Origin of the sequence: Plantactinospora solaniradicis, assembly GCF_042658085.1 — a bacterium.
GTDB classification, from domain to species: domain Bacteria; phylum Actinomycetota; class Actinomycetes; order Mycobacteriales; family Micromonosporaceae; genus Plantactinospora; species Plantactinospora solaniradicis.
This window is the reverse complement of record NZ_JBHSPR010000008.1, coordinates 544,996-570,875: the sequence shown is the minus strand read 5'-3', so window position 1 is coordinate 570,875 and position 25,880 is coordinate 544,996. Positions and strand designations below refer to the sequence as shown.

General features: G+C 71.2%; 22 protein-coding genes and 1 pseudogene. 9 read left to right on the top strand and 14 right to left on the bottom strand.

What is annotated here, in order from left to right:
* The first annotated feature begins 17 nt into the window (after positions 1–17).
* The 4 genes from ACFP2T_RS12320 to ACFP2T_RS12305 all read left to right on the top strand — a co-directional run bounded on the left by ACFP2T_RS12320 (position 18) and on the right by ACFP2T_RS12305 (position 3,379).
* A complete protein-coding gene (locus ACFP2T_RS12320; protein WP_377420867.1) occupies positions 18–722 on the top strand; it encodes a VOC family protein in 705 nt (234 codons plus the stop codon).
* A gap of 147 nt (positions 723–869) precedes the next feature.
* Positions 870–1,208 carry a carboxymuconolactone decarboxylase family protein gene (locus tag ACFP2T_RS12315; RefSeq protein ID WP_377420865.1) on the top strand — a complete coding sequence of 113 codons (339 nt, stop codon included), beginning with the start codon at positions 870–872 and terminating at the stop codon, positions 1,206–1,208.
* Positions 1,209–1,334: 126 nt separating this feature from the next.
* The gene (locus ACFP2T_RS12310) at positions 1,335–2,693 is read left to right on the top strand and encodes a sensor histidine kinase (protein WP_377420863.1); all 1,359 of its coding nucleotides are present in this window, start codon (positions 1,335–1,337) and stop codon (positions 2,691–2,693) included.
* Complete coding sequence (locus tag ACFP2T_RS12305; RefSeq protein ID WP_377420861.1) at positions 2,690–3,379, top strand: response regulator; 690 nt, start codon at positions 2,690–2,692, stop codon at positions 3,377–3,379. The genes ACFP2T_RS12310 and ACFP2T_RS12305 overlap by 4 nt, the downstream gene beginning before the upstream one ends.
* A 24-nt stretch (positions 3,380–3,403) precedes the next feature.
* On the opposite strand, the gene ACFP2T_RS12300 is transcribed toward ACFP2T_RS12305, so the two are convergent.
* The 6 genes from ACFP2T_RS12300 to kdpF are packed head-to-tail and all read right to left on the bottom strand — an operon-like array spanning position 3,404 to position 11,562.
* A complete protein-coding gene (locus tag ACFP2T_RS12300) occupies positions 3,404–4,084 on the bottom strand; it encodes a response regulator (RefSeq protein ID WP_377420859.1) in 681 nt (226 codons plus the stop codon).
* Complete coding sequence (locus ACFP2T_RS12295; RefSeq protein ID WP_377420857.1) at positions 4,081–6,624, bottom strand: sensor histidine kinase; 2,544 nt, start codon at positions 6,622–6,624, stop codon at positions 4,081–4,083. The genes ACFP2T_RS12300 and ACFP2T_RS12295 overlap by 4 nt, the downstream gene beginning before the upstream one ends.
* Before the next feature lie 41 nt (positions 6,625–6,665).
* A complete protein-coding gene (locus tag ACFP2T_RS12290) occupies positions 6,666–7,571 on the bottom strand; it encodes a potassium-transporting ATPase subunit C (RefSeq protein WP_377420855.1) in 906 nt (301 codons plus the stop codon).
* Positions 7,571–9,775 carry a potassium-transporting ATPase subunit KdpB gene (gene kdpB, locus ACFP2T_RS12285; protein ID WP_377420853.1) on the bottom strand — a complete coding sequence of 735 codons (2,205 nt, stop codon included), beginning with the start codon at positions 9,773–9,775 and terminating at the stop codon, positions 7,571–7,573. Before kdpB ends, ACFP2T_RS12290 begins: the two co-directional genes overlap by 1 nt.
* 41 nt (positions 9,776–9,816) lie before the next feature.
* Positions 9,817–11,472, bottom strand: a complete 1,656-nt coding sequence (gene kdpA, locus ACFP2T_RS12280) for a potassium-transporting ATPase subunit KdpA (protein WP_377420851.1) — start codon at positions 11,470–11,472, stop codon at positions 9,817–9,819.
* Positions 11,473–11,562 (bottom strand): K(+)-transporting ATPase subunit F, encoded by a 90-nt coding sequence (gene kdpF / locus ACFP2T_RS12275; RefSeq protein WP_192769532.1) that lies wholly within the window; start codon positions 11,560–11,562, stop codon positions 11,473–11,475. It lies immediately after the preceding gene.
* A 415-nt stretch (positions 11,563–11,977) separates the two neighbouring features.
* Here kdpF and ACFP2T_RS12270 point away from each other — a divergent pair, with 415 nt between their 5' ends.
* Positions 11,978–12,400 (top strand): OsmC family protein, encoded by a 423-nt coding sequence (locus ACFP2T_RS12270; protein WP_377420849.1) that lies wholly within the window; start codon positions 11,978–11,980, stop codon positions 12,398–12,400.
* 47 nt (positions 12,401–12,447) lie between these two features.
* On the opposite strand, the gene ACFP2T_RS12265 is transcribed toward ACFP2T_RS12270, so the two are convergent.
* Positions 12,448–13,398 (bottom strand): endonuclease/exonuclease/phosphatase family protein, encoded by a 951-nt coding sequence (locus ACFP2T_RS12265; protein ID WP_377420847.1) that lies wholly within the window; start codon positions 13,396–13,398, stop codon positions 12,448–12,450.
* 371 nt (positions 13,399–13,769) lie between these two features.
* Between ACFP2T_RS12265 and ACFP2T_RS12260 the strand changes: the two genes are divergently transcribed.
* On the top strand, positions 13,770–14,648 hold the full coding sequence (locus ACFP2T_RS12260) for a hypothetical protein (protein ID WP_377420845.1): 879 nt from the start codon (positions 13,770–13,772) through the stop codon (positions 14,646–14,648).
* A 17-nt stretch (positions 14,649–14,665) separates the two neighbouring features.
* Here the strand turns inward: ACFP2T_RS12260 and ACFP2T_RS12255 are convergent.
* The 4 genes and pseudogenes from ACFP2T_RS12255 to ACFP2T_RS12240 all read right to left on the bottom strand — a co-directional run.
* A pseudogene (locus ACFP2T_RS12255) lies at positions 14,666–15,973 on the bottom strand (polyamine aminopropyltransferase); the annotation flags it as partial.
* Between the two features lie 457 nt (positions 15,974–16,430).
* Complete coding sequence (locus ACFP2T_RS12250; RefSeq protein ID WP_377420843.1) at positions 16,431–16,931, bottom strand: ATPase; 501 nt, start codon at positions 16,929–16,931, stop codon at positions 16,431–16,433.
* Between the two features lie 129 nt (positions 16,932–17,060).
* Positions 17,061–17,507: a response regulator gene (locus ACFP2T_RS12245; RefSeq protein WP_377420842.1), complete on the bottom strand. Its 447-nt coding sequence runs from the start codon at positions 17,505–17,507 to the stop codon at positions 17,061–17,063.
* Positions 17,508–17,620: 113 nt separating this feature from the next.
* Positions 17,621–17,971: an STAS domain-containing protein gene (locus ACFP2T_RS12240; RefSeq protein ID WP_377420840.1), complete on the bottom strand. Its 351-nt coding sequence runs from the start codon at positions 17,969–17,971 to the stop codon at positions 17,621–17,623.
* Positions 17,972–18,128: 157 nt separating this feature from the next.
* Here ACFP2T_RS12240 and ACFP2T_RS12235 point away from each other — a divergent pair, with 157 nt between their 5' ends.
* Positions 18,129–18,977 carry an aldo/keto reductase gene (locus tag ACFP2T_RS12235; RefSeq protein WP_377420838.1) on the top strand — a complete coding sequence of 283 codons (849 nt, stop codon included), beginning with the start codon at positions 18,129–18,131 and terminating at the stop codon, positions 18,975–18,977.
* 83 nt (positions 18,978–19,060) lie between these two features.
* Here ACFP2T_RS12235 and ACFP2T_RS12230 read toward each other — a convergent pair whose 3' ends face one another.
* The gene (locus ACFP2T_RS12230; RefSeq protein ID WP_377420836.1) at positions 19,061–19,372 is read right to left on the bottom strand and encodes a hypothetical protein; all 312 of its coding nucleotides are present in this window, start codon (positions 19,370–19,372) and stop codon (positions 19,061–19,063) included.
* Positions 19,373–19,607: 235 nt separating this feature from the next.
* Between ACFP2T_RS12230 and ACFP2T_RS12225 the strand changes: the two genes are divergently transcribed.
* The gene (locus ACFP2T_RS12225; protein ID WP_377420834.1) at positions 19,608–20,624 is read left to right on the top strand and encodes a DUF2267 domain-containing protein; all 1,017 of its coding nucleotides are present in this window, start codon (positions 19,608–19,610) and stop codon (positions 20,622–20,624) included.
* A gap of 30 nt (positions 20,625–20,654) precedes the next feature.
* On the opposite strand, the gene ACFP2T_RS12220 is transcribed toward ACFP2T_RS12225, so the two are convergent.
* A complete protein-coding gene (locus ACFP2T_RS12220; protein WP_377420832.1) occupies positions 20,655–21,953 on the bottom strand; it encodes an NAD(P)/FAD-dependent oxidoreductase in 1,299 nt (432 codons plus the stop codon).
* Between the two features lie 171 nt (positions 21,954–22,124).
* Between ACFP2T_RS12220 and ACFP2T_RS12215 the strand changes: the two genes are divergently transcribed.
* Positions 22,125–23,579, top strand: a complete 1,455-nt coding sequence (locus ACFP2T_RS12215; RefSeq protein ID WP_377420830.1) for a M20/M25/M40 family metallo-hydrolase — start codon at positions 22,125–22,127, stop codon at positions 23,577–23,579.
* A 70-nt stretch (positions 23,580–23,649) separates the two neighbouring features.
* Here the strand turns inward: ACFP2T_RS12215 and ACFP2T_RS12210 are convergent, their stop codons facing one another.
* Complete coding sequence (locus tag ACFP2T_RS12210) at positions 23,650–25,773, bottom strand: MMPL family transporter (protein WP_377420828.1); 2,124 nt, start codon at positions 25,771–25,773, stop codon at positions 23,650–23,652.
* Positions 25,774–25,880 lie beyond the last annotated feature (107 nt).

The window sequence follows — 25,880 nt, the reverse complement described above, 5'->3', positions numbered from 1 at the left end:
GTGTTTACTGTTCGGTGATGTCCTCGCGACTGCTGACGGTGACCTTCGACGCGCATGCCCCGGCTCGCCTGGCGCAGTTCTGGGCCGGCATGCTCGGCCGGGAGATCGTGGCGGACGGCGATGGTGTGTTCCTGCCTGGCACGGACACCCAGCTCGGCCTCCGGTTCGTCCCCAGCGACGCGGAGCGGGTGGCGCCGAACCGCGTGCACTTGCACCTGACCAGCGCCAGCGACGCCGATCAGCAACGAACGGTGGCGACAGCACTGGGACTCGGCGCCGGCCACCTCGACGTCGGGCAGCGTCCCGAGGAGGGGCACATAGTCCTGGCCGACCCCGAGGGCAACGAATTCTGCGTGATCGAGCCGGGAAACGCCTTCCTCGCCGGGTGCGGCTTTCTCGGGGAGCTCAGCTGCGACGGGACCCGGGAGGTCGGGCTCTTCTGGAGCGAGGCGCTGGGCTGGCCACTGGTGTGGGATCAGGACCAGGAGACGGCGGTCCAGTCGCCGCACGGCGGCACCAAGGTCGCGTGGGGAGGTCCGCCCGTGGCTCCGAAAGAGGCGCGGAACCGGCAGCGCTTCGACCTTGCCCCGGTCGGTGGCGACCAGCGGGCGGAGGTCGATCGACTGGTCTCCCTCGGGGCCACCGTGCTGGAGACCTGCGGGGACGGCACCGTCGTGCTGGCCGACCCCGACGGCAACGAGTTCAGCGTGAAAGCAAACTGAGCACGGGGCAGCGGCTCCCCCATAGACCCGTACGCCGACCGTCACCGCGTCTGGTACGGCGCTCGTTACATCGAGTGGCGCTTCTGTTCGACGCACCTCCGCCACGGCGCCTCACATTCACTCCGCTGATACGCGAAGGAGACTTGCATGAGTGGGGGCAACGAGCCTTCGAGGGCGCAGAAGATGTTCGGCGACTTCGCCCCGGCGCTGGTCGGTCTGACCGACGACGTGTTGTTCGGACAGGTCTGGCAGCGCCCGGAGCTGTCGCCGCGCGACCGCAGCCTCATCACGGTGGCCAGTCTGCTGACCAGCGGCAGCACCGAACAGCTCACCATTCACCTGGCCCGGGCCAGGGAGAACGGCGCCACCGAGACCGAACTGATCGAGGCGATCACTCACCTAACCTTCTACGCCGGCTGGCCCAAGGCGATGTCCAGCATGACCATCGCCAAGCAGGTATTCGGCGCCACCGGTGAGGAGAACTGAGGTGCGTCGGGCGGCCTTCACCGGAGGCGGGGCCGGCACCGCCCGCCGGCCGGTACGAGCCGGCGCGTAGCCAAGGTACGAGCGGGGTCTGATGTAACCGGTCGATGCGCTGCCTACCCTGGACACGTGCCATCGGCCACCGACCTGTACCGCCGCCTCGCCCCGTGGCGCGGCTACCTGCTCGCCGCCGCGCTGGCGGCGGCGATGGTGGCGCTGTCCAGCCCGATCATGGCGAAGCCGGGGCAGCCGAGGGCGCTGGAGTCCTGGACGTTCGCGGCGTGGTGGACGTTCACCGGGTTGATCGTCCTGGGCCTGCTGGTCCAGCACCGCTGGCCCGTGCCCGCGCTCGTCCTTGCCGGCGTCGGCGCCGCCGCGCACCAGATCGTCGCCGCCGCGAACAACGGGACAATCCCGTTCCCGACACTGATCGACCTGGCCGTGCCAGTCGTCCTCTACACCGTGGCCAGCCAGAGCCGGTCACGCTGGCGGTCGATGGCGGCACTGGCCGCCCTGGCGGGCGCCGAGGTGGCGGTGAGCCTGGGCAACGCACTGGTCGTCGACGACACCGTTCGCCCGCTCGTCCAACCCCAGCGCCCGAGGATCGAGGCGACACCTCCCGAGTCGGCGAACGGCATCGATGGGATGCCGGCCACCAAGTCGGCGAGCGGCGACGACGCGATGGTGGCGTTCGTCCAGCAACGGATCGTCGAGTTGGCGCTGGTCGTCCTGCTGGCGCTGGCTCTCGCGTACGCGCTCGGCGAGGCAGCCCGCATCCGCCATGCCCACGTGCGGACGCTCGAAGAGCGCGCCGTCGACCTGGAACGGGAGCAGCGGCACCGGGTGGCGCTCGCGGCGGCGGCCGAGCGAGCCAGGATCGGCCGGGACCTGCACGACGTCATCGCGCACAGCCTGTCGGTGATCGTGGCCCAGGCGCAGGCCGCGCTCGCCGCCCAGCACCGCCACCCCGAGCGCACGACCCAGGCGGTACGCGAGGTGATCACCGTCGGCCGGGACTCGCTGGCCGAGATGCGCCGGCTCGTCGGCGCGTTCGACCCGGACCCGGACGCGCAGGACCGCCTCGGGTCGCCGATCGGCGTCGCCGCCCTGCCCACCCTCATCGAGCGGGTACGTGCCGCCGGCGTACCGGTGCGGTACACGCACGACGGCGTACCCGTCGACCTGCCGGCCGGGGTGGACGCGTCGGTGTACCGGATCGTGCAGGAGACGCTCACCAACACGCTCAAGCACGGCGGCGCCGGTGCCCACGCGCGGGTCCACCTGGCCACCGATCCGACCTACGTCGACCTGGAGGTCAGCGACACCGGCGTGGGTCCGTCGGCCACCCCGGACTCCGGGCACGGCAACGGTCTGCGGGGCATCGCCGAGCGGGTCGGCCTGCTCGGCGGCACGATCACGGTCGGCCCCAACCCGGACGGCGGCTTCCTGGTCCGCACCCGGCTGCCTGTCCCGCCCGGGACACCATGACCGACGATCTCGCCGAGAACCGGCGCATCCGGGTCGTCCTGGTGGACGACCAGGCGTTGCTGCGCACCGCGTTCCGGGTCATCTTCGACGAGACCGACGACATCTGCGTGGTCGGCGAGGCCGGCGACGGCGCGACGGCGGTACGGGTGGTCGACCGCACCCGACCCGACGTGGTGCTGATGGACATTCGCATGCCGGGCATGGACGGCATCGAGGCGACCCGGCGGATCGTGGCGACCGCACCGCAGATCGCGATACTCGTCCTGACCACATTCGACCTCGACGAGTACGTGTACGCCGCGCTGCACAGCGGGGCGAACGGCTTCCTGCTCAAGGACGCGCTCGCCGACGACCTGCTCAGCGCCGTCCGCACCGTCGCCGCCGGTGACTGCGTCACCGCACCGAGCGTCACCCGACGGCTGGTCGCCCACTTCGTGCGCACCACGCCGGCCCCCGTGCAGCCGGACGACCGGCTCAGCCCGCTCACCGCGCGCGAACGCGAGGTACTCACGCTGATCGGCCGCGGCCGGTCCAACACCGAGATCGCCCAGGACCTCCAGTTGGCCCCCGGCACCGTACGGACGCACATCGGACGGATCTTCGCCAAGCTCGACCTGCGCGACCGGGTACAGGCGGTGATCCTCACGTACGAGTTGGGCCTGGTTCAGCTCAACGAAGGGCGATGACGCAGCCATGCTCGGCCCTCCTGGTCACGGCTGGAAGCGGTAACCCATCCCGGGCTCGGTCAGCAGGTGACGGGGCCGGGCCGGGTCGTCCTCCAGCTTCCGGCGCAGTTGCGCCAGGTACTGGCGCAGGTAGTTCGTCTCCGACTGGTACTGCGGACCCCACACCTCCTGCAACAGTTGGCGCTGGCTGACCAGGCGACCCGGATTGCGTACCAGGATCTCCAGCAGGTGCCATTCGGTCGGGGTGAGCCGGACCTCGTCGCCGTCGCCGGTCCGGACCGAGTGCGCGGCCAGGTCCACGGTGTGTCGACCGATCCCGACCGCCGGCACCTCCTCGCCGGCCCCGGCCGCCCGGCGGGTCACCGCCCGGACCCGGGCCAGCAACTCGTCCACCCCGAACGGCTTGGTCACGTAGTCGTCGGCGCCCGCGTCCAGCGCGGCGACCTTGTCCTGACTGCCGGCCCGCCCGGAGAGCACGATGATCGGCACGTTGGTCCAGCCGCGCAGCCCCCGGATCACCTGTACACCGTCCATGTCCGGCAGGCCGAGGTCGAGCACCACGATGTCGGGCCGGTGGCTGGCCGCCAACCGCAGCGCGGCGGCGCCGTCCCCGGCGACCTCCACGTCGTACCGGCGGGCCCGCAGGTTGATCCGCAGCGCACGGAGGATCTGCGGCTCGTCGTCCACCACCAGCACCCGGGTCACCCGGCACCCCTCTCGTCCGCCACGGGGAGCCGCAGCACCATGGTCAGTCCGCCGCCCGGGGTCTCCTCCGGTTCCAGGCTGCCGCCCATCGCCTCGGCCAATCCTCGGGACAACGCCAGGCCGAGACCGACCCCGGCATGATTGTCCCGGTCGCCCTGCCGCTGGAACGGCAGAAACGCCCGCTCCCACTGGTCGCGGGGCAGCCCGGGGCCCCGGTCGGTCACCCGCAGCTCGACGAATCCGCCGTGCTCGCTGGCGCTGATCGCGGGGGGCTGTTCCGGTGGACTGAACCGCAGCGCGTTGGCGACGAGGTTCACCAGCACCCGCTCCAGCAGGCCCGGATCCGACCGGACCGCCGGCAGGTGCGCGGGCAGGCTGACCCGGACCCGTTCGGCCGCCTCGCCCAACTCGTCGAGGGCCGACGGCACCACGTCCTCCAGCCCGAGCGACGCCGGCCGCAGGCCCAGCGCGCCGGCCTGGAGGCGGCTCATGTCCAGCAGGTTGGCCACCAGCCGGCCGAGCCGGTCCAGGGACTCCTCGGCGGTGGCCAGCAACTCCGCCTGGTCCGCCTCGTCGAACTCGACGTCCCCGCTGCGCAGGCTGGTCACCGCCGCCTTGGCGGAGGCGAGCGGGGTACGCAGGTCGTGGCTGACCGCGGCCAGCAGCGCGGTACGCAGCCGGTCCGCCTCGGCGATCGGCTTGGCGGCGGCGGCCTCCTCGGCCAGCCGCTCCTGCCGCAGTGCGACGGCGGCCTGGGCGGCGAACGCCTCCACGATCCGCCGGTCGGCCGCCGGCAGCACCCGTCCGCGCAGCACGAGGGTGAGGTCGTCGTCGAGGCGTACCTCCGCGTCCCCGGCGGCCGGGGTGGCACACGGTTCGGCACCGACGTTGGCGGCGACCCGCCAGGCGCGCGGATCGCGCTGCTGGTCGGGCCGGTCCGGCGTGCCCGGCAGCCGCTCAAGCAGGCTGACCGTGGTCAGCCCGAACGTCTCCAGCAGGCGTTCCAGCAGCGCCGTCAACGGCCGGGCCCCGCGCAGCACACTGCCGGCGACCGCGGCGAGCAGTTGCGCCTCCGCGCTCGCCCGGGCCGCCTCCCGGGTACGCCGGGCCGCCAGGTCCACCACTCCGCTGACCGCAGCGGCGACCAGCAGGAACACCACCAGCGCCAGCAGGTTCTCGGTCTCGGCGATGGTGAACTGCCGCAGTGGCGGGGTGAAGAAGAAGTTGATCAGCAGCGAGCTGAGTACGGCGGCGAGCAGCGCCGGCCACCAGCCGCCGACCAGCGCCACCCCGACCACCGCACCGAGGAAGAGCAGCAGGTCGCTGGTGAGCGACAGTTCGTCGGCGAGCAGCCAGAGCACGTACGTCAGCAGCGGAATGCCGACCACGGTCAGGCCGAGACCGATCAGCCGGCGCCGCGGCGAGAGTGCCGCGGGGGCGGTTCCGAGCCGACGGCCGAGCCCGGCCTGTTCGTGCGTCACCAGGTGCACGTCGATCGGACCGGAGAGCGCGGCGGTGGTGGCGCCGACCCCCCGGGACAGGATCCGGGCGAACCGGCCCCGACGGCTGGCCCCGAGCACGATCTGGGTGGCGTTGACGCCACGGGCGAAGTCGAGCAGCGCCGCCGGGATGTCGGCGCCGACCGCCTGGTGGTAGGTGCCGCCCAGCCGCTCCACCAGCACCCGCTGCCGGGTCAGCGCCGCCGGGTCGGCGCCGACGAGCCCGTCGCTGCGGGCGACGTGGATGGCCATCAGTTCGGCGCCCTTGCTCCGGGCGGCGACGCGGGCGGCCCGGCGGATCAGGGTGTCGCCCTCCGGTCCGCCGGTGAGCCCGACCACCACCCGTTCCCGGGTCTCCCACACCGTGGCGATGCCCTGGTCGGCCCGGTAGCGGTCGAGTTGGTCCTCGACCTTGTCGGCGAGCCAGAGCAGGGCGAGTTCGCGTAGTGCGGTGAGGTTGCCGATCCGGAAGTAGTTGGCGAGGGCGGCATCGACCTTGTCCGGATGGTAGATGTTGCCGTGCGCCATCCTCCGGCGCAGCGCTTCCGGCGTCATGTCGACGAGTTCGACCTGCTCGGCGGCGCGTACCACGCCGTCCGGCACGGTCTCCCGCTGGGCGACCCCGGTGATCTGTTCGACGACGTCGTTGAGCGACTCCAGGTGCTGCACGTTCACCGTCGACAGCACGTCGATACCGGCGTCCAGCAGTTCCTGGATGTCCTGCCAGCGCTTGGCGTTGCGTGATCCCGGGACGTTGGTGTGGGCCAGCTCGTCCACCACCGCCACCTCGGGCCGGCGCGCGAGTACCGCGTCGGTGTCCATCTCGGTGAAGTCGGTGTCCCGGTAGTGCATCGTCCGGCGCGGCACCACGGGCAGGTCGCCGAGCATGGCCGCGGTATGCCGGCGGCCGTGGGTCTCGACCAGACCCACGACCACGTCCGTACCCCGCGCCGCCCGCCGGTGCGCCTCCTCCAACATCGCGTACGTCTTGCCGACGCCGGGGGCGGCCCCGAGATAGATGCGCAGTTGACCGCGTGTCACCTGTTGATCCTGCCTCATCTCCCGGGGCCGCCCGTCCGCCCTCAGCCGCTCGCCGGCAGCGCCCGGTCCAGGGCGAGGTTGAGTTCCAGCACGTTGACCCGGGGCTCGCCGAGGAAGCCCAGGTCACGCCCCTTGGTGTGCTCCTCGACCAGCCGCTTCACGTCGGCCGGGGACGTGCCCCGCTCCCGGGCGACCCGGGCCACCTGAAGTTCGGCGTACGCCGGGCTGATGTTCGGGTCGAGCCCGCTGCCGCTGGCGGTGACCGCGTCGGCCGGCACGGCGGGCTCGCTCGGCGCGTCGCCCCGGATCGGGGTGACCAGTCCGCCCGAGTAGTCCTCGCCCGGCTTGGCGCACTCCACCGGCACACCGCCGAAGCTGGCGATGAACGGGGTGGCCGGGCACGCCTGGTTGACGCTGACCGCCCGGGTCACCGGCCCGGTCAGGCCGTCACGGTGGAAGACCCGGAGCACCGCGCCGAGCCCGTCCGGGGTGCAGAACGGCCGCCGCCCGTCGACGCCGTCGAGGGCGCCGACGTCCCTGCTGCGGGTGCAGACCTGGGTCAGCAGGCTCTGCGTACCCTCGTCGGGGTTGCCCTCCTCATCGACCGCGCCGGGCACCGGCAGGGTGTCCTCGACGCTCTCCGGCCCGAGGTTGCTGGCCGAGGTGGAGGTCGGGTCGTAGCCGTCGCCGGCCGCCGACGGGCGGGACTGGAAGTAGCGCGGGATGGGGTTGCCGTCGGCGTCGGTGAAGAGCTGGCCGATCAGCCGGCTGCCGACGACGGTCCCGCCGGCGTCGCGGACCAGCGAGCCCTCGGCCCGGTCGGCCAGGCCGGGTATCTGCCCGACTCCGACCAGAACCAGTGGGTAGGCCAGCCCGAGCAGCACGGTGAAGACCAGTACGGCCCGCAGCGCGGCCAGGTGTTGGGCGAGCCAGGTAGGTAGGCGCATCACGAGATCCCTGAGATGAGCGAGATGATGAGATCGATGATTTTGATGCCGATGAACGGGGCGACGATGCCGCCGAGGCCGTAGACCCACAGGTTGCGGGTCAGCAGCTTGCTGGCGCTGCTGGGCCGGTACCGGACGCCGCGCAGGGCGAGCGGGATCAGCACCACGATGATGATCGCGTTGAACACCACCGCCGAGAGGATCGCGGACTCCGGACTGGACAGCCGCATGATGTTGAGGGCGTCCAGGCTGGGGTAGATCCCGGCGAACATGGCCGGGATGATCGCGAAGTACTTGGCGATGTCGTTGGCGATCGAGAAGGTCGTCAGCGCACCACGGGTGATCAGCAACTGCTTGCCGATCTCGACGATCTCGATCAGCTTGGTCGGATCGGAGTCGAGGTCGACCATGTTGCCGGCCTCTTTCGCCGCGGTGGTGCCGGTGTTCATCGCCACCCCGACGTCCGCCTGGGCCAGTGCCGGCGCGTCGTTCGTGCCGTCACCGGTCATCGCGACCAGCCGGCCGCCCTCCTGCTCCCGCTTGATCAGCGCGAGCTTGTCCTCCGGGGTGGCCTCGGCCAGGAAGTCGTCCACCCCGGCCTCGTCGGCGATCGCCTTCGCGGTACGCGGGTTGTCACCGGTGATCATCACGGTCCGGATGCCCATCCGGCGCATCTCGTCGAACCGCTCCCGCATGCCGGACTTGACCACGTCCTTGAGGTGGATCACGCCGAGCGTCCGGGCCGGCGAGCCGTCGACGTGCTCGGCCACCACCAGCGGGGTGCCGCCACCGCCGCTGATCCCGTCGACGATGTCCCCGACCTGCTCGGTCGGGTGCCCACCGTTGTCCCGGACCCACTTCATCACCGCCGAGGCGGCGCCCTTGCGGACCCGTCGGGTCGGGCCGTTCGCTCCCCCGTCGACCGTGGCCTCGGGAGTCAGGTCGATCCCGCTCATCCGGGTCTGCGCGGTGAACGGCACGAAGGTGGCGTGCGGCATCAGGCCCGGCTCACGCTCCCGCAGCCCGTACGCGTTCTTCGCCAGCACCACCACCGAGCGCCCCTCCGGGGTCTCGTCGGCCAGACTGGAGAGCTGGGCCGCGTCGGCGACCTCGTCGGCGGTCACCCCGTCCACCGGGACGAACTCCGCCGCCTGCCGGTTGCCGAGGGTGATCGTGCCGGTCTTGTCCAGCAGCAGGGTGTTGACGTCTCCGGCGGCCTCGACCGCCCGGCCGCTCATCGCGAGCACGTTGCGCTGCACCAGCCGGTCCATTCCGGCGATGCCGATCGCGGAGAGCAGCGCCCCGATCGTGGTCGGGATCAGGCAGACCAGCAGCGAGACGAGCACGATCCCGGTGACGCCGTCGGCGTTGATCGCGGCGGTGTCCGGCGCCGCCGCCTGGAACGCCTTGGAGAAGATCGCCAGCGGCTGGAGCGTGACGACCGCCATCAGGAAGATGATGGTCAGCGCCGCGAGCAGGATGTTCAGGGCGATCTCGTTCGGGGTCTTCTGCCGGTTGGCGCCCTCCACCAGGGCGATCATCCGGTCGATGAAGCTCTGCCCCGGCTGCTGGGTGATCCGCACGACGATCCGGTCGGAGAGCACCCTCGTGCCGCCGGTCACCGCGCTGCGGTCGCCGCCGGACTCCCGGATCACCGGGGCGGACTCGCCGGTGATCGCCGACTCGTCCACGCTGGCGATCCCCTCGACGACGTCACCGTCGCCGGGGATGATCTGCCCGGCCTCGACCACCACGACGTCGCCGTGCCGCAGCTCGGTGGCGGCGACCGCCTCGTCCCGGTAGGCGTTCGGTGCGGCGCCGGGCGACCAGCCGGTCAGCCGGGTCGCGACCGTGTCCCGTTTGGCCTGCCGCAGCGTCGCCGCCTGCGCCTTGCCCCGGCCCTCGGCGACCGCCTCCGCCAGGTTGGCGAAGATCACCGTGAGCCACAGCCAGACGGTGATCGCCCAGGCGAAGCCGGACGGGTCGGCGACGGCCAGCACCGTGGTGAAGACCGCACCGATCTCCACGATCAGCATCACCGGGTTGCGCCACAGCGTCACCGGGTTCAACTTGCGGGCCGCGTCCGGCAGCGAACGGAACAGTTGCCGGGGATCCAACAGCCCACCACCGACCCGGCCGCCACTGGCGGAGCCGGAGGACGGCAGCCCACCAGAGGGGGCGGGCACCACCGGGCTGACAGTCATTTTCCCTTTCCTCACCATGTCGTTCAGGACTCTCACCGCGCTCACAACCCTTCGGCCAGCGGGCCGAGCGCCAGCGCGGGCAGGAAGGTCAGCGCCACCAGGACCACCGTCACGCCGACGAGCATCCCGACGAACAGCGGCCGGTGCGTCGGCAGCGTGCCGTCGGAGGCCGGTACGGGTTTCTGCCGGCCGAGCGAGCCCGCCAGGCCGAGCACGAAGATGATCGGTAGGAACCGGCCGAGCAGCATGCACAGGCCGAGCGCCGTGTCCCACCACGGCGTGTTCACCGTGATTCCGGCGAACGCCGATCCGTTGTTGTTGCTCGCCGACGTGAAGGCGTACAGCACCTCGGAGAGGCCGTGTGGCCCCACGTTCAGCGCCGTGCCGTTGTTGCCGGTGGCGAACGCCGCCGCCGTGCCGATCAGCACCAGCATCGGGGTGATCAGGAAGTACAGCGAAGCGAACTTGATCTCCCGTGCGCCGATCTTCTTGCCCAGGTACTCCGGGGTCCGTCCGACCATCAGGCCGGCGACGAAGACCGTGATCACGGCGAGGATCAGCAGCCCGTACAGGCCGGCGCCGACGCCGCCGGGCGCCACCTCGCCCAACATCATGTTGACCAGCGGCATCATGCCGCCGAGCGGGGTGAACGAGTCGTGGAACGAGTTCACCGCACCGGTCGAGGTGAGCGTGGTGACGGCGGCGAAGGTCGACGAGTCGGAGACCCCGAACCGGGCCTCCTTGCCCTCCATCGCCGCGCCGATCGCCTGCGGCACGGTGCCGCCGCCGGTCAACTCGAAGACGTTGGTCAGCGTCACGCTGGCGATCGCGAGGATCGCCATCACCGCGACGATCGCGTACCCCTGGCGGTTCTGTCCGACCATCCGGCCGAAGACCCGGGGCAGGCTGAACGGGATCAGCAGGATCAGGAACATCTCGATCCAGTTGGTCCAGGTGGTCGGGTTCTCGAACGGATGCGCGCTGTTGGCGTTGTAGAAGCCGCCGCCGTTGGTGCCGAGTTCCTTGATCACCTCCTGCGAGGCGACCGGGCCGCCGGTGATCGTCTGGGCGCCACCGGCCACCGTGCCGACGTCGGTGCCGCCCGACAGGTTCTGCACCACCCCACCGATCATCAGCACGATCGCGCCGAGCACCGCGATGGGCAGCAGGATCCGCAGCGTGATCCGGACCAGGTCGACCCAGAAGTTGCCCAGTTGCTCGGAACGGCTCCGGGCGAAGCCCCGGATCAGGGCCACCGCGACCGCGATGCCGACCGACGCGGAGACGAAGTTCTGGACGGCCAGCCCGGCCATCTGCACCAGGTGGCCCATCGTCGACTCACCCGAGTACGCCTGCCAGTTCGTGTTGGTCACGAAACTGACCGCGGTGTTCCAGGCGATGTGGTCGGTCACCGGGTCGAATCCGAGGGATAGCCACAGCTTGTCCTGCAGTCGCAGGAACGCGTACAGGAAGAGCAGGGACAGCAGTGAGAACGCCAGTACGCTGCGCGCGTAGGTGCCCCAGGACTGCTCGGCCCTGGCGTCGACGCCGATCAGGCGGAAGATGACGCGCTCGACCCGGGAGTGCCGGTCGCCGGAGACCACCCGGTACATGTAGTTGCCGAAGGGCTTGTACACCGCCACCAGGGCCACCACGAGGGTGGCGATGAGGATGATGCCCGCGGTCGTCGTACTCATCTAGAAACGCTCCGGGAACAGGAGTGCGAACAGCAGGAAGACGGCCAGCCCGGCCGCGACGACCAGGCCGATCAGGTTGACTGGGTTCACAGCCGTTCCACCGCCCGAGCGACCAGGGCGAGGGCCGCGAAGAGCCCCAGCGTCAGCAGCACGAACACGACGTCGATCACCGAACGTCCTCTCCAGCACGCGCGTCCAGACGACCGTCTTCGGCCGCCAGAACCATGAAAGCCCGGCTAATGGGTGTATTCGGTGGGTTCTGACGTTTCGACTACGTCCCGCATCGCGTTCTTGACGTCGGCTTGACGTCCCCGGAAGCAGCGGCCGGAACGAGGGGCAGTTTGGGCGGTTTGAAGACGTTTAGTGGACCGGATCGGCGCAACCTACCCGGTCGGGCGCCGCTCCGGCACGGTTTCCGGCGAGCCGATCGGCTCCGGGCGGTCGTTCCGGGTTTCACGGCGGGCCCGCCGGGTAGCCCGCCGCAGAGCCACACGGGGGGTACGCAATGCCGGATTCGGATTCCTGGGTGCACGAGGCCACCGCTACCGCTGAAGGAGGTCACCTGCATACGGACGACGGGGAACTGTCGACCACCCTGGCCTCGCCGCTGGCGCCGCACTGCACCGGGCTCGCCCCGGAACAGCTCCTCGCCGCCGCGTTCGCCTCCTGCCTGCACCACGCGGCGGTCGAGGCGGCCACGGGCATCACGGACGAGGCACACACCGTGCAGGTCCGCGCCCAGGCCCGGCTCGCCCGGGACTCCGACGGTCTGTACCGGGCCGACGTACGCGCCAGCATCGCGTCGGTCGGCCTGAACCGGGACCAGCTGACCGATCTGGCCCGCTACGCCGACCGGCTCTGGCCGTTCGCCAACGGCAGTGGCCGGCACACCCTCACCGTCAGTCCGGCGGAACCGCGCCGACGCTGATCACGGCCGGCGCCAGCCTCCTTCGTCGGGGCCAGCGGCACACCCAACTACCGGAAGCCTGCGGTCACCGCGCGGTGGTCGCTGGCCGGTGTCCGGACGACCTTGGCGTACGCCGCCGTCAGACCCCGGTAGAGCACGTGGTCGGGACGGGTCAGTGGCAACGCCGCCGGCCAGGTGAAGCCCGGCCCCCGGCCGGCGTCCGCCTGGGCGTCGTTGAGCAGCGCGGTCAGCGGCTCGATCTTCCTGTCGGTGGTCGCGGTGTTGAGGTCGCCGAGCACGATCAGCCGCTCGGCCGGGTCCTGACGGATCCGGTCGGCGAGGGCGGCCACCGTCCGGTCCCGGGTACCGGTGTCACCGGCCCTGGCCGAGCCGAGGTGCACGACGTAGACGACGACGTCGCCGCCGGGCGCGGCCACCACGGCCCGCAGGGCCCGGGTCCAGGCGAGCCCGGTGTCGACGCCGACGAAGTCCCGGATCGGAAACCTGCTCCAGAGCCCGACCGTGGTGACGACGGCCCGATGCGGATACCGCTCCCGCAGCGTCCTGCCCACCGACGCGTCCGTGTTCCCGGACAACTCCTGTAGGCCGATCAGGTCGGCCTCGGTGCCGGCCAGGGTACTGACCGTGGCGGTCGGGTCGGGATTCCGCTCCCGCAGGTTCTGGCTGGCCACCCGCAACTGCACCGGGCCACCGTCCCCGCCCGGTATCCACGCCGTGCCGAACAGCACCGTCCAGACCAGCGCCGGCACCAGCACGGCGGCGAGCGCGATCCGGGACCGGACCAGCAGGGCGACCAATGCGAGCAGCGGCACGCCGAGACCGAGGAACGGGACGCCGCTGTCCAGCAGGCTGCCCAGCCCTCTGACGTTGGGAATCAGCCGGTGGCCAGCCATCAGCGCGGTCAACAGGGCAGCCGCGATCAGGATCAGCGTGTCGCGGCGACGCCGCCTTCGACCCGCCGACCCGCCGCCCGCCGGCTCGATCTTGCTTTCGGCCACCGAGGGCATCGTATCGAAGCGGACGCCATGCGGGTCCCCGGACGGGTGAGCCCGCCGGTGCGGTGCACGGTTGCGGAGACGGGCCGGCTCGGGTGACGGACCGTTCGGACCAGGTTCGGGCACGGCCGTCCGGGCCAGTCGGGCTGAGCCGAACGACCCAATCGGATGATCTACAGCTCGGATCCGGCGGCGCGGGGCGGGGCGTCACCCGTAGGCGGCAGCCGCCGGACAAGACGGACATGCCGGCATTGCCGGGTCCCGGCAATGTCGCCCGCGACTGACGACGACTGCCCGGTTGACCAGGCAAAAGTGTGGTACAGGCCACCCGTTCGACCCGCCCCATTCGACTCGGCTTTACCTAACCTCGGCGGGTGCCTCACAAGGAACAAGCGGATCGCGACCCAGACACCGGAACGCAGGCTGACCGTTCGGATGATCCCGGTTCGGTCGACCGGCCGGTCGGCCGTCATCGGGCTCGGCCCGTACCCGAATCAGGGCGGGTCCGATCCGGCCTCCGGTCACTGCTCTCCTCCGGCCCGGTCCGGTTCGGGTCGGTAGCCGCGCTCGCCTGCTGCCTCGGCGTCGCGGTCTTCGTCGAGTCGCGGGCGGCCACCACGCCGGCCGAGCCGGCACCCTCGGCGAGCCTGCTGGCCGAGCGCGCCGCCGAGGTCCAGCGTGACCCGGCGTCCCGGGCGACCGAACGGGTGCCCGCTCCGACGCCGTCGGCCACCGCCACCCCGACCCCCAGCCAGCCGACCGCCCGCCCCACCGTCGCCCGCACCCAGGTCACCCGGGCCAAGCGGTCGCCGGTCCGGCCGAGTCCGGTCGCCGGCCTCACCCAGGCCCAGATGGACAACGCGCACACGATCGTCCAGGTCGGCCTGAAGATGGACGTCCCGCGCCGAGGTCTCGTGGTCGCGATCGCCACCTCGATGCAGGAGAGCAACCTCTACAACCTGGCCAGCGGCGTCCTGCCGGAATCGCTCGACCTTCCGAACCAGGGCGTCGGGTACGACCACGACTCGGTCGGGCTGTTCCAGCAGCGACCCAGCTCCGGCTGGGGCACCGTCGCCGACCTGATGCGACCGGCGTACGCGGCCGAGCGCTTCTACGAGGCGCTGCTCGCCATTCCCGGCTGGCAGGACATGAGCGTGACCGGTGCGGCACAGGCGGTACAGATCTCCGCGTTCCCCGACGCGTACGCCCAGCACGAGGGGCGGGCAACCACCGTGGTCGGCGCGCTCGTCTGAGCCGCCGGTCCTGGCCCTCAGTACCGGCGCCACTCCGCGCGGGCGTACTCCAGCACGCGGGGATGGAGCAGGGTGGACGGGAGCAGGTCCACCCGGCGCCGGTCCGGCGGGAAGTTCGCGGCCGACCGCAGCGTCTCCGCGTCGAGGAAGCGCAGCGGCGCGGGGTCGGACGGCAGACCGAGCGTCGGCGGCACCGGACCGGACGCGGCGAGCAGGAATTCCCAGTCGCCGAAGGAGGGCACGTCGACGTGGTACGGCACGGTGGCGAAGCCGGCGGACCGCAACGACGCCTCGATGCACCAGTACGACCGGGGCGCGAAATACGGCGAGCCGGCCTGCACCACCATCCGGCCCCCGTCGGCCAGGACCGCCCGGACCAGCGAGTAGAACTCGACCGAGTACAGCTTCGCGGTCGCCGTCTCGTCCGGGTCCGGCAGGTCCACCACCACCGCGTCGAACCGTCCCGGTCCGGCGCGTAGCCAACTGAACGCGTCGGCGTTGACGATCCGGACCCGTGGATCGGCGAACGCGTCGGCGTTGAGCGCCCGCAGTTGCGGCTCGGTCCGGGCCAGCCGGATCACCGCCGGATCCAGTTCGACCACGGTCACCGTGTCGACGTCGGGATAGCGCAGCAGCTCCCGTACGGCCAGCCCGTCGCCGCCGCCGAGCACCAGCACCGACCCACGGCCGTCCCGGAGCACCGGATGCACCAGCGCCTCGTGGTAGCGGTACTCGTCGACCGAGCTGAACTGCAGGTCCCCGTTGAGGTAGAGCCGCAGGTCGGTGACGCCCTGGGCGACGAGCGGCACCGAACGGGTCAACACGATCTCCTGGTACGCGCTGCGCTCGGCGTGCACCACCGGGTCCCGGAAGAGTTGCTGACGCGCGGTCACCTCGAAGTCGTACGCCGTCAGATAGGCGTACCCGAGCACGAGGCCGACCACGACGGTCCCGGCGGCCAGCCCGACCCGGACCCGGCGGCCAAGCTCCCGGCGGAAGATGGTGAAGACCAGCGCGAGCCCGGCGATCGCGTTCACCACGCCGACGACCAGCACGCCCCGCAGCTGGCCGAGGACCGGCATCAGCAGGAACGGGAAGGCCAGACCGCCGAGCAGGGCACCGACGTAGTCGGCGGCGAAGAGGTCGGCCACCGCGCTGCCGGACTCGTCCCGCCGGTAGCGCCGGCCGTCGACGTCGATCTGGGCCGGGCCGGGGGCGACGGTCACGTCCGACATCCCGGTCCAGAGCACCAGTTCCAGGTCGGGGTCCTCCTCGACCGAGAGCCAGAGTTTGGCGCCGTGCGCGTCGTCCAGCAGGTGCTCCGCCCAGCCCCAACCGCCCTCGGTGAACCGCAGCGTGCCGCGCACCCCGTACGAGGTGCCGGATCTCCACGATGTCACCGGGACGCAGCTTCCGGGGATCACCCCGGAGTGCGTCGGCGTCGTCGTCCACGCTCCGGAACGGGTCCCGGACCACGTCGTCGACGGTTCGGGCAGCAGCCCGTTTCCGCGCCGCCCGGACGGCCAGCACCGCCACCACCACACCTGCCACCACGACCAGGCAACCCACCACCGTCACCAGGTACGCCGTCGACCCGCCCAACGCTCGCGCCCTCTCGATCCCGTCGGGCGCCGACGGTAACAAGCACGTGCACGCCGCCGGTAGCGCGTGATCGAAAGTGGAACCGGCGAGCCGGATGATCAGCTCCGGTTGGTCATCCGTCGCCGCCGGATGATCAGCGGCGGACGTTGAACGTCGGAAACGGCGAACGCGGCGAACGCGTCAGGAGGCTGGGGCCGGGACGATCTCGTCGACCGAATCGGCATTGTCCTGCCGGTGCGTGTCCGGACGCGACCTCCGGCTGATCACGACGTCCCGGAGGATCTCGTCGACCCGCTCGGCCCGGATCCGGCGTGCCTGCAACGACGCCTCGAATTCACGGCGGGCCTGTACCGCCTCGGCGTAGACCTGGTCGCGTACCTGCCGGGCCTCCTCCCGCGCCGCCGCCAGGTCGGCTCGGGCCCCGGCCAGGATCTCGGCCGCCTCACGCTCGGCGGTCAGCAGCAACTGCCGGGCCCGGTCGGACGCGTCACCGGGCGGTGGCGGGACGGCCAACAGACCGCTCAACCGGTCGATCTCCGCCCGGAGCTGGGCCAGTTCGGGATGGTTCTTCGTGACGGCGTCCGTCCGCACCGCCAACCGACTCAGTCGCTCGCCCAGATCCTCCAGGCAGCGGTCGACCTGGTTCTGGTCATAGCCGATTTCCACGACGGAGAATTCCATGCTTCGCCCCCAGGCAGCCGTTGTCTCTTGCCACCTGAAATCCTCGTCAGTCGGTAGACCTACCAAGGGGTGAATCGGGAAAATTGTTCAGCATGCGGGCGTCTTGTTCGGCCGGGCGTCCGGAGCCGCTCAGCTTTGCCGGGGCAGCACCACGATCTGACCGAAGAACTCGTCGATCCGCCGGATGACGTCGTTGAAGTCGTCGAGACCGATGGGCTTGGTGACGTACGCGTTGGCGCGCAGGTTGTAGCTGCCGAGGATGTCGGTGTCCGCGTTCGAGGTGGTCAGCACGACGATCGGGATCGTACGCAGGTTGTCGTCACTCTTGACCTTGGTCAACACCTGCCGACCGTCCATCCGGGGCATGTTGAGGTCCAACAGGATCATGTCCGGCCGGGGCGCGGTCTCGTGCCGACCCTCCTGGTACAGGAACTCCATCGCCTCCTGGCCGTCGCCGACGACGTCGATCGCCTTGGGGACGCCGGAATGGGCCAACGCTTCCTCGATCATCAGCACGTCGCCCGGATCGTCGTCGACGACCAGGATCCGCACGGGGTTCGACTCGGCTGCGTCCATCGGAGACCTGCCTCGGGTCGGTTGGGATGGGATGGCCGCCACCGGCGTCAGCAGGCGAGGGCAAGCTGGTTCGGGCTCGGTCGACCGTCGACGGGCGAGGGAACTGTAGCCGATCAGCGGTCACTAAGGGGCGCCGGGTCATGTTGGTCATGTTCCCGGTCGTACCGGAACAACTCGGCCAGTCCGCTGATCCGCAGCACCCGGTCGACCCGACCCGTGGCTCCGGTCAGCCGCAGCCAGCCGCCTCGCGAGACGGCCTGGTCGTCCCCCCGTACGAACGCGGCCAGTCCGCTCGAGTCACAGAAGGTCAGCTCTGTCAGGTCTACAAGTAAACGCCGTTGGCCCTCGTCGAGCAACCGGTCGAGGGCTGCGTTGAACTCGGGCACCGTGACGATGTCCAACTCACCAGCCAGATGTATCCGTACGACGTCGGCATGCTGCGTGCAATTGACGGAGAACGCCACGTCCCGCCCCCTCCGCACCCCTGACCGGCCGATACTTGCAGTCAGGCAAGTATACGCAACCCCTAGATCGACATCGAGAGGCCGGCACCCGGGTGCGGTTTGTCGGACATGGCCGGGGGAAGGTGCCCAACACGGACCGCTCAGGAAGAGGTTAGCCATGGCGAAACAGCAGGTCCCGACGGTCACGCTGCCGTCCGGCGAGGCGATCCCGGCACTCGGCCAGGGCACCTGGGGAATGGCGGAGGATCCTCGGCGGCGGGACGACGAAATCGCGGCGCTTCGCGCCGGAGTGGACGTCGGCCTGACCGTCATCGACACCGCAGAGGTGTACGCCGACGGCGGAGCCGAGGAACTGGTCCGCGAGGCGCTCGGCGACCGACGCGAGGAGATCTTCCTGATCAGCAAGATCTCCTCGGAGCACGCGACCGGGGACGGCACCGCCGCCGCCTGCGAGCGAAGCCTGGACCGGCTCGGCACCGACCGGATCGACCTGTACCTCCTGCACCAACGGGGCTCCGCGCCCCTGCCGGAGACGGTCGAGGCGTTCACCAACCTGATGACCCAGGGGCTGATCCGGCACTGGGGAGTGAGCAACTTCGACGTCCCCGAGGTGGTCGAACTGACCGGCATCCCCGGCGGTACGGCGTTCGAGACCGACCAGATCCCGTACAACCTGACCCGGCGGGGAATCGAGTGGGATCTGCTCCCCCGGTGCCGCGCGGCGGGCCTGCCCGTGATGGCGTACTCGCCGCTCGAACGTGGCCGGATGCTCGACCACCCGGCCCTGGCCGCCGTGGCGGAGCGGCACGGCGCCACACCCGGTCAGGTGGGGCTCGCCTGGCTGCTGGCTCAGCCGGGGGTCTGCACGGTGACCAAGGCGAGTTCCCCGTCCCGGGTACTGGAGAACCGGGCAGCGGTCGAACTGACCCTGACCGACGACGATCTCGCTGAACTCGACTGGGCGTTCCCGCCGCCGAGCGGCCCGCGACCGCTGGAACTGCTCTGATCCGTCGCGTCCCGAAGTCCGATGCCTCGTCGCAGTCCGGTGCCTCGTCGCGCCCGAGTCCGCCCCGCCCACCGCGCCCCGGATCAGGCCGGTTCGAGCCGCGCCGGCCGGTTCGTCGGCTCGGCGCCCAGTTCCTCCGGCCGGGCCGCGTCCTCCGGAGCCCCGCTGTCCGGCGGCTGGAAGAGGTACCGGACGAAGTCCCCGCCCGCCTCGTTCTCCTCCGACCCCGGCCACTGGCCGACGGAATCGACCCCGATGACCTCTCGGCCGCCTTCGTCCATCTCCTCCAGCAGCGCCCACACCGAAACCGGGTACGAGCGGGTGGTGTCCGGGTCGAGACGCCAGCGGGCGTACCAGCCGGGTCGGGCGGGGACGATCTCGACGATCCTCTTCATGGCGACGTTCCTTCCGGTAGCACGGAAGTCTCACCGGTCGACCTGATCCTGGACGCCGGTGGGGTGAGCGCCCCTCACCCCACCGAGATGAGCCACGAGGCGGTCCGGGGCCCAGCCCGGTCGACGATCGGGTCGACCTGGGCCGGTACGCCCGCGAGTTTCGGGGATCGCGGCACGGGAAGGCGGTTGATCTGGCTCCAACTCATGACGATGACGGGCGCACCGAGGAGGCGGCATGGGGAAGCAGATGGAGGGTGACAACCAACGACGTCGTACGTTGGCCCGGCAGGCCCGCGAGCAGGGCCGCCGGCCGAGCGAGGTCGGGGCCACCCTCGGGGCCGACAAGCAGCTCGAGAGCCTGGACCGGGGCCGCCGGAACGGGCCGCCGCCGGCCGGCGGCCGCAAGCCGAACGCCGAGCGGGGCGGCCCGGTCACCCCGCCACCCGCACCGGCCGAACGTCCCATGCCGCTGCCCGACGATTCCGGCAGCGCCGTCGGCACGGACGTCGCCGTCATCGCGTACCGGGATCTCGTCTCCGACGTCGGACGGCGGGCCGGCGTGGACTTCGAACAGGCCCGTGCCGCCGCCGGGGCCACGGTGACCGCGCTGGCCCGGGCACTGGACGAGGCGGACCGACAGCGTCTGCTGGACGCCGTACCCGGTCAGCTGTGCGACGAACGGTCGCTGGCCTCCGGAGACCGGCGCCGCGACCTGGCGGGATTCCTCGACGAGGTCGCCCGGCTCAGCCACCGCAGCCCGGAGCAGGCCCGTTACCAGGCCCAGGCGACCCTGAGCGCGCTCGCCGAGCAGGACCATCGGCTGGTCGAGTCGCTCGACCTGCCGGAGTACCTGCGTGACCTGCTCGGGCCGCCACCGGCCGGCGGAGGTCTCGTCGATCCGGCCGGTGCCACCGCCGCCCTGACCGACGAGGAACTGCGCGACGCGCTGTCCACGCTGCCGTACTGGTCCGGCGACCGACGCCGGCTGACCCGCACCATCGAACTGCCGGCGGAGAACCTGGACCGGGTGCTGGGCCGGCTGGCCCGGCTGCGCCCGGACACCGGCCGGGGCCCGATGGTGGGCCGGGAGACGCCGGAGACGGCGGTACTCACCGTCCGGACCCGGGCCCTGGACGCGGTCACCGCGCTCGACGTGGCGCTCGCCCACCAGATCGACGACGCGATCGACGAGGTCGGCGGCGGGATGGCCGCCGGCCCGGGACAGCCGCGCCCGCCGCGCCCGGGCCCGTAAGGCACCAGGTAGGGCCGCTGTCGTCCGCCGCTATCGTCGGGCCGGCAGCTCCGGCGACGCGCTCTCCAGCGGTACGGCGTTCGCCGGCACCAGACCGAGCTGTACGGACTGCCGGGTCAGCGCCGCGTCGAGCAGCCAGTCGGCGCTGACCCGGGCCCGGTTGGCCGGCAACGCCAGCAGGTGGTAGCCCCGGGTCACCGCCTTCGCCGGCAGTCCCGCCAGCGGCACGTGCAGCGGGTTCGCGGCCGCGTCGGTGCCGCCGAGATCCACCACGAACCCGAGGTCGTGGTGCCGGTACGGCCGGCGCCGGCCCTGCCCGTACGACGCGGCGACGTTGTGCGCGGCCAGTTTCCCCTGCCGCTGGGCGTGCTGCGCCGTCATCGCGGTCACCTGTCCCGGCCGGGTCAGGTCGGGTACGGCGGCGGCGTCCCCACAGGCGAAGACGTCCGGGAACCCGGGCACTCCGAGGAACTCGTCGACCACGAGCCGCCCCCGCTCGGTGCGCAGGCCGAGGTCGGCCACCAGTGGATCGGGGCGTACCCCGACGCACCAGATCAATGACCGGGTCGCGATGTACTCGCCGTCGCTGAGCCGTACGCCGTCGGCCATCGCCTCCTTGACCGTGGTGCCCATCCGGACGTCGACACCTCGGCCGTCGAGCACCCGCTTGGCCGTCTCCGACATCCGAAGGTCCAGCTCGGGCAGCACCCGCTCGGCGAGATCGAGCAGCAGCCACCTGGGCCGTACACCCAGCCGGGGATGCTGGGCGGCGAGCGCGTCCGTGAACAACTGACCGTGCGCCGCCACCTCCGTACCGGTGTAGCCGGCCCCGACGACCACGAACGTCGTACGCGCGTCCCGCTCGGCCGGGTCGTCGGTCGCCTCGGCCAACTCGACCTGGCTGACCACGTGGTCGTGCAGGTACAGCGCCTCCGGAAGACCCCGGAACCCGTGCGCGTGCTCGGTGACCCCCGGGATCGGCAACAGCTTGTTGACGCTGCCCACCGCGATGATCAGTCGGTCGTAACCGATATTGCCGGGCTCGCCCTCGGCACCGGTGTAGTCGACCCGCTTGGCGTTCAGGTCGATGTGGCTCGCCTCGCCGATGACGATCCGTACCCCGTCCAGCGTGCCGGCCAGGGAGACCGAGACCCGGCTCGGTTCCAGGATCCCGGCCGCCACCTCGGGCAGGAGCGGGAGGTACAGGAAGTAGTCGGTGGGGTTCAGTAGCACGATCTCGGCCTGACCACGGGCGATCCGGGACAGGCTCTTCGCCGCGTGGTAGCCGGCGAACCCGGCCCCGACGATCACAACGCGCGGTTTCGTCATGGCCCCGCCGTTCCCGGACATCGGCCCGGCAAACCCCGGTCCGACCGTTACCCGGTGGGACGGGCGTGAACCGGCGGGGACCGGCAGGACGGGCCCGAGAATCGCAAACCGGACGGCGAGAATGATCCTGTCCGTTGACATCCAGAGTGCGTATTGATGACGATGCCTGACATGACAGCCGATGAGCTCCGAGGCGACGGGCCCACGAAGTCCAGCCGCCGTACGTTCCTGTCCGCCGCCACCGTCACCGCAGCCGCCACGGTCGCCGCGCCGGTGGCCGTCGCCGGTTCCGCCGCCGCGGCGCCCGCCCACAGCGGCGGCTCGGGTCCGGGCCGCCCGGTCCGGCCGCAGTCCCCGGATCGCGAACTGCGGGAACTGCTCCGCGAGATCGACCAGCGCCGGATCGAGGCGATAGTGCGGCGGCTCGCCGCGTTCGGTACCCGGCACACCCTGTCGACCCAGGACGACCCGGAGCGCGGGATCGGCGCCGCCCGGGACTGGATCCACCAGCAGATGCAGGGCTACGCCGCACGGTCCGGCGGGCGGATGACGGTGGAACTCCAGTCGTACATCCAGGAGCCGGCGTCCCGGATCCCGGTGCCGACCCGGATCACGAACGTGGTGGCGACGTTGCGCGGAGAGTCGTCGCCGGACCGGATCTACGTGGTGACCGGACACTACGACTCCCGGTGCACCGACGTGATGGACGCGACCAGCGACGCGCCCGGCGCGGACGACGACGCGTCCGGAGTGGCGGTGCTGATGGAACTGGCCCGGGTGATGGCGACCCGGCGCAGCGAGGCGACCATCGTCTTCGCCGCCGTGGCCGGCGAGGAACAGGGCCTGTACGGGTCGGGGTACATGGCCCGGCAGTACAAGGCGGCCGGGGCGGACGTGCAGGGAATGTTCAGCGACGACATCGTCGGCAGCAGCACGGCGGACGACGGCACCCGGGACCGGCGCACCGTCCGGCTCTTCGCCGAGGGGGTGCCGACGGCCGAGACACCGGCGGAGGGGAACACGCGGCGGTCCGTCGGCGGGGAGAACGACTCGCCGAGCCGCCAGTTGGCCCGGTTCGTCGGCGACGTCGCGGACAACGACAGCACCGGGATGGAGGTCCGGGTGATCTACCGCCGGGACCGCTACCTGCGCGGCAGCGACCACATCTCGTTCCTGGAGCAGGGCTATCCGGCGGGCCGGTTCACCGAGCCGAACGAGGACTTCGCGCACCAGCACCAGGACGTCCGGGTGGTCGACGGCAAGCAGTACGGCGACCTGCCGGAGTTCTGCGACTTCGAGTACATCACCCGGGTGGCCAAGGTGAACGGCGCGGCGCTGTGGTCCCTCGCCCAGGCCCCGGGCACGCCGAAGGGCGCCATCATCGTCACGACCAACCTGACCAACGACACCGAACTGCGGTGGACCCGGGGTACCGAACCAGACCTGGCCGGCTACGAGATCGTCTGGCGGGAGACGACCGCGCCCGAGTGGACCCACGTGATCGGAGTCGGTGACGTCACCACGGCCACCATCGACCTGTCCAAGGACAACGTCTTCTTCGGGGTACGGGCCGTCGACACGACCGGGCACCGCAGTCCGGTGGCGTTCCCCCGCCCCGGCAGCTGAGCAACACCCGGTTGCCGCCCGCGTCCCGCCCCGGGAGATGCCGCTTTCCGGGGCGAGACGCGGGGGTCACTCAGCGCTCCTGGAGGTTCCAGCGCTGGTGGAGCCGCCGGAGCGGGGCGGGTGCCCACCAGTTGGCGTTCCCGGCGAGGCGCATCACGGCCGGGACGAGCAGCCCCCGGATGACGGTGGCGTCCATGATGATCGCCAACGCGAGGCCGATCCCCATCAGTTTGAGAAAGCTCATGCCGCTCGTGCCGAAGGCGACGAACGAGATCGCCAACACCAGGGCGGCGGCGGTGATGAGGCCGCCGGTCTTCTCCAGTCCGGCGGCGATCGACCGGGTGTTGTCGCCGGTGCGGTCGTACTCCTCCTTGATGCGGGACAGCAGGAACACCTCGTAGTCCATCGACAGGCCGAAGGCGACGCAGAACATCAGAATGGGCATCGACACGTCGAGTTGCCCGGTGGCCGTGAAGCCCAGGAGCCCGGACAGGTGGCCGTCCTGGAAGATCCAGACCATCGCGCCGAACGTGGCCGTGAGCGAGAGCAGGTTCAGCACGATCGCCTTGACGGGTACGAGAATGCTGCCGAACACGAGGAACAGCAGTACCGAGGTGGTCACCGCGATGATGGCCAACGCCAGCAACAGTCGACTGTGGATGGCGGCCTTCGCGTCGACGAGTTCCGCCGCGTCGCCTTCGACGCCGAACTCGAACGGCGGGTCCAGCGCCCGGATCTCCTTGACGAGCTTCTCGCCCTCGGCGGACCGCAGCACCACGGACGGCACGACGGTCAGCCACGAGCCCGCCGCCGCCGAGTGCACCACCACGTCGGTGACGCCGTCGACCGCGCCGATCTGGCGGGCGAAGGCCGTCACCGCGTCGGCGTCCGCGCCCTGGGCCTCGACGCCGGGCAGGACGACACCGAACTGCGCGGTCCGGTTCCCGGCGAACCCGGCGCTGATCGACTCGGCGACCTGCCGCGCCTCGTTGCCCGGAGGCAGCGCCTGGTACGACGGCAGTCCCGGGTTGACTCCGAGGAACGGGCTGCCCAACGCCAGGAGGAAGACGACGACACCGGTCGCGACCAGCACTGGCCGGCGCATCACGGCGTTGGCGAGCCGGTGCCAGAAACCGGTCCCGGCCCGACGAGCGGTACGCCGGGGAAGCCGGATCGACCAGGTGTTCACCCGGGGCCCGAGGGTCGCCAGCAGGGCCGGCAGGGTCAGCAGCGAGGCCGCTGCGGCACAGATGACCACCGCGACACCCGCGTAGGCGAAGGACCGCAGGAAGGACAGGGGAAAGACCAGGAGCGCCGACAGCGAGACCGCCACGGTGAGAGCCGAGAACGCGACGGTACGGCCGGCGGTCTCGACGGCGCGGACCACCGCCGCCTCCGTCGTACGGCCGGCGGCCAACTCCTCACGGAACCGGCTGAGGATGAAGAGCGAATAGTCGATCGCCAGCCCGAACCCGAGCCCGGTCATGAGGTTGATCGAGTAGACCGAGACGTCGGTGAGCTGTGCGATGCCGAGCAGGCCCAGGAGTGCGCCGACGACCGCGACCAGCGCGATGACCAGCGGCAGTCCCGCCGCGACGAGTCCGCCGAACACGAGGAGCAGCAGGACCAGCGTCGCCGGGACCGCCAGCAGTTCGGCGCTGACCAGGTCGGTGCTGAGCTGTTCGCCGATGGCGTTGTCGATCGCGTACCCGCCGCCCGCCCGGACGGTGACGGGGCCTCGGGTGCCGACGTAGCCGTCCTCGATGGCGGCGGCCGCCTCGTCGACCTGCTCCTCGGTGCCGGCGAGGTCGATCACCACCAGCGCCGACCGTCCGTCGGTCGACCGCAGTGCCCGCTCTCCACCCGTCGACCAGTAGGAGGTCACGGTGTCCACCGCGGGCACACCCGAGACGGCCCTGGTCAGCTCGTCGCCGGCCGCGCGTACGACCTGGTCGTCGACGCCGTTGCCGTCGTTCGCCTCGACCAGCAGGACCATCTCGGGGTTGGGAGCGCCGATCTCGGTCAGGAAGGCGCTGGCCCGGGTCGACTCGGCATCCGGATCCTCGAAACCACCGCCGCCGAGCTTGCCGAACACGCCGGCGCCGGCCGCACCGGCGGCGACGACGAAGAGGACGGTCAGGGCCAGCACCAGGCGGCGCCACCGGACGGTGAAACAACCGATTTTATTGAACACGAGAGGCTCCGATGTCCGCGAGAAAGGGGTGACTGCATCGTCTGTTCCGGGCCCTACCGCGCACATCGGACCGCCGACCGCAACAGACCAGGTCCAGGGCCGGGTCC

Bases quoted from the DNA above. Each gene is read 5' to 3' on its own strand.
- ACFP2T_RS12250 (WP_377420843.1), bottom strand. From the start codon at position 16,931: ATGGAATTCTCCGTCGTGGAAATCGGCTATGACCAGAACCAGGTCGAC.
- ACFP2T_RS12230 (WP_377420836.1), bottom strand. From the start codon at position 19,372: ATGAAGAGGATCGTCGAGATCGTCCCCGCCCGACCCGGCTGGTACGCC.
- ACFP2T_RS12290 (WP_377420855.1), bottom strand. From the start codon at position 7,571: ATGCGCCTACCTACCTGGCTCGCCCAACACCTGGCCGCGCTGCGGGCC.
- ACFP2T_RS12245 (WP_377420842.1), bottom strand. From the start codon at position 17,507: ATGGACGCAGCCGAGTCGAACCCCGTGCGGATCCTGGTCGTCGACGAC.
- ACFP2T_RS12215 (WP_377420830.1), top strand. From the start codon at position 22,125: ATGACAGCCGATGAGCTCCGAGGCGACGGGCCCACGAAGTCCAGCCGC.
- kdpA (WP_377420851.1), bottom strand. From the start codon at position 11,472: ATGAGTACGACGACCGCGGGCATCATCCTCATCGCCACCCTCGTGGTG.
- ACFP2T_RS12315 (WP_377420865.1), top strand. From the start codon at position 870: ATGAGTGGGGGCAACGAGCCTTCGAGGGCGCAGAAGATGTTCGGCGAC.
- ACFP2T_RS12235 (WP_377420838.1), top strand. From the start codon at position 18,129: ATGGCGAAACAGCAGGTCCCGACGGTCACGCTGCCGTCCGGCGAGGCG.
- kdpB (WP_377420853.1), bottom strand. From the start codon at position 9,775: ATGACTGTCAGCCCGGTGGTGCCCGCCCCCTCTGGTGGGCTGCCGTCC.
- ACFP2T_RS12225 (WP_377420834.1), top strand. From the start codon at position 19,608: ATGGGGAAGCAGATGGAGGGTGACAACCAACGACGTCGTACGTTGGCC.
- ACFP2T_RS12320 (WP_377420867.1), top strand. From the start codon at position 18: ATGTCCTCGCGACTGCTGACGGTGACCTTCGACGCGCATGCCCCGGCT.
- ACFP2T_RS12270 (WP_377420849.1), top strand. From the start codon at position 11,978: ATGCCGGATTCGGATTCCTGGGTGCACGAGGCCACCGCTACCGCTGAA.
- ACFP2T_RS12220 (WP_377420832.1), bottom strand. From the start codon at position 21,953: ATGACGAAACCGCGCGTTGTGATCGTCGGGGCCGGGTTCGCCGGCTAC.
- ACFP2T_RS12305 (WP_377420861.1), top strand. From the start codon at position 2,690: ATGACCGACGATCTCGCCGAGAACCGGCGCATCCGGGTCGTCCTGGTG.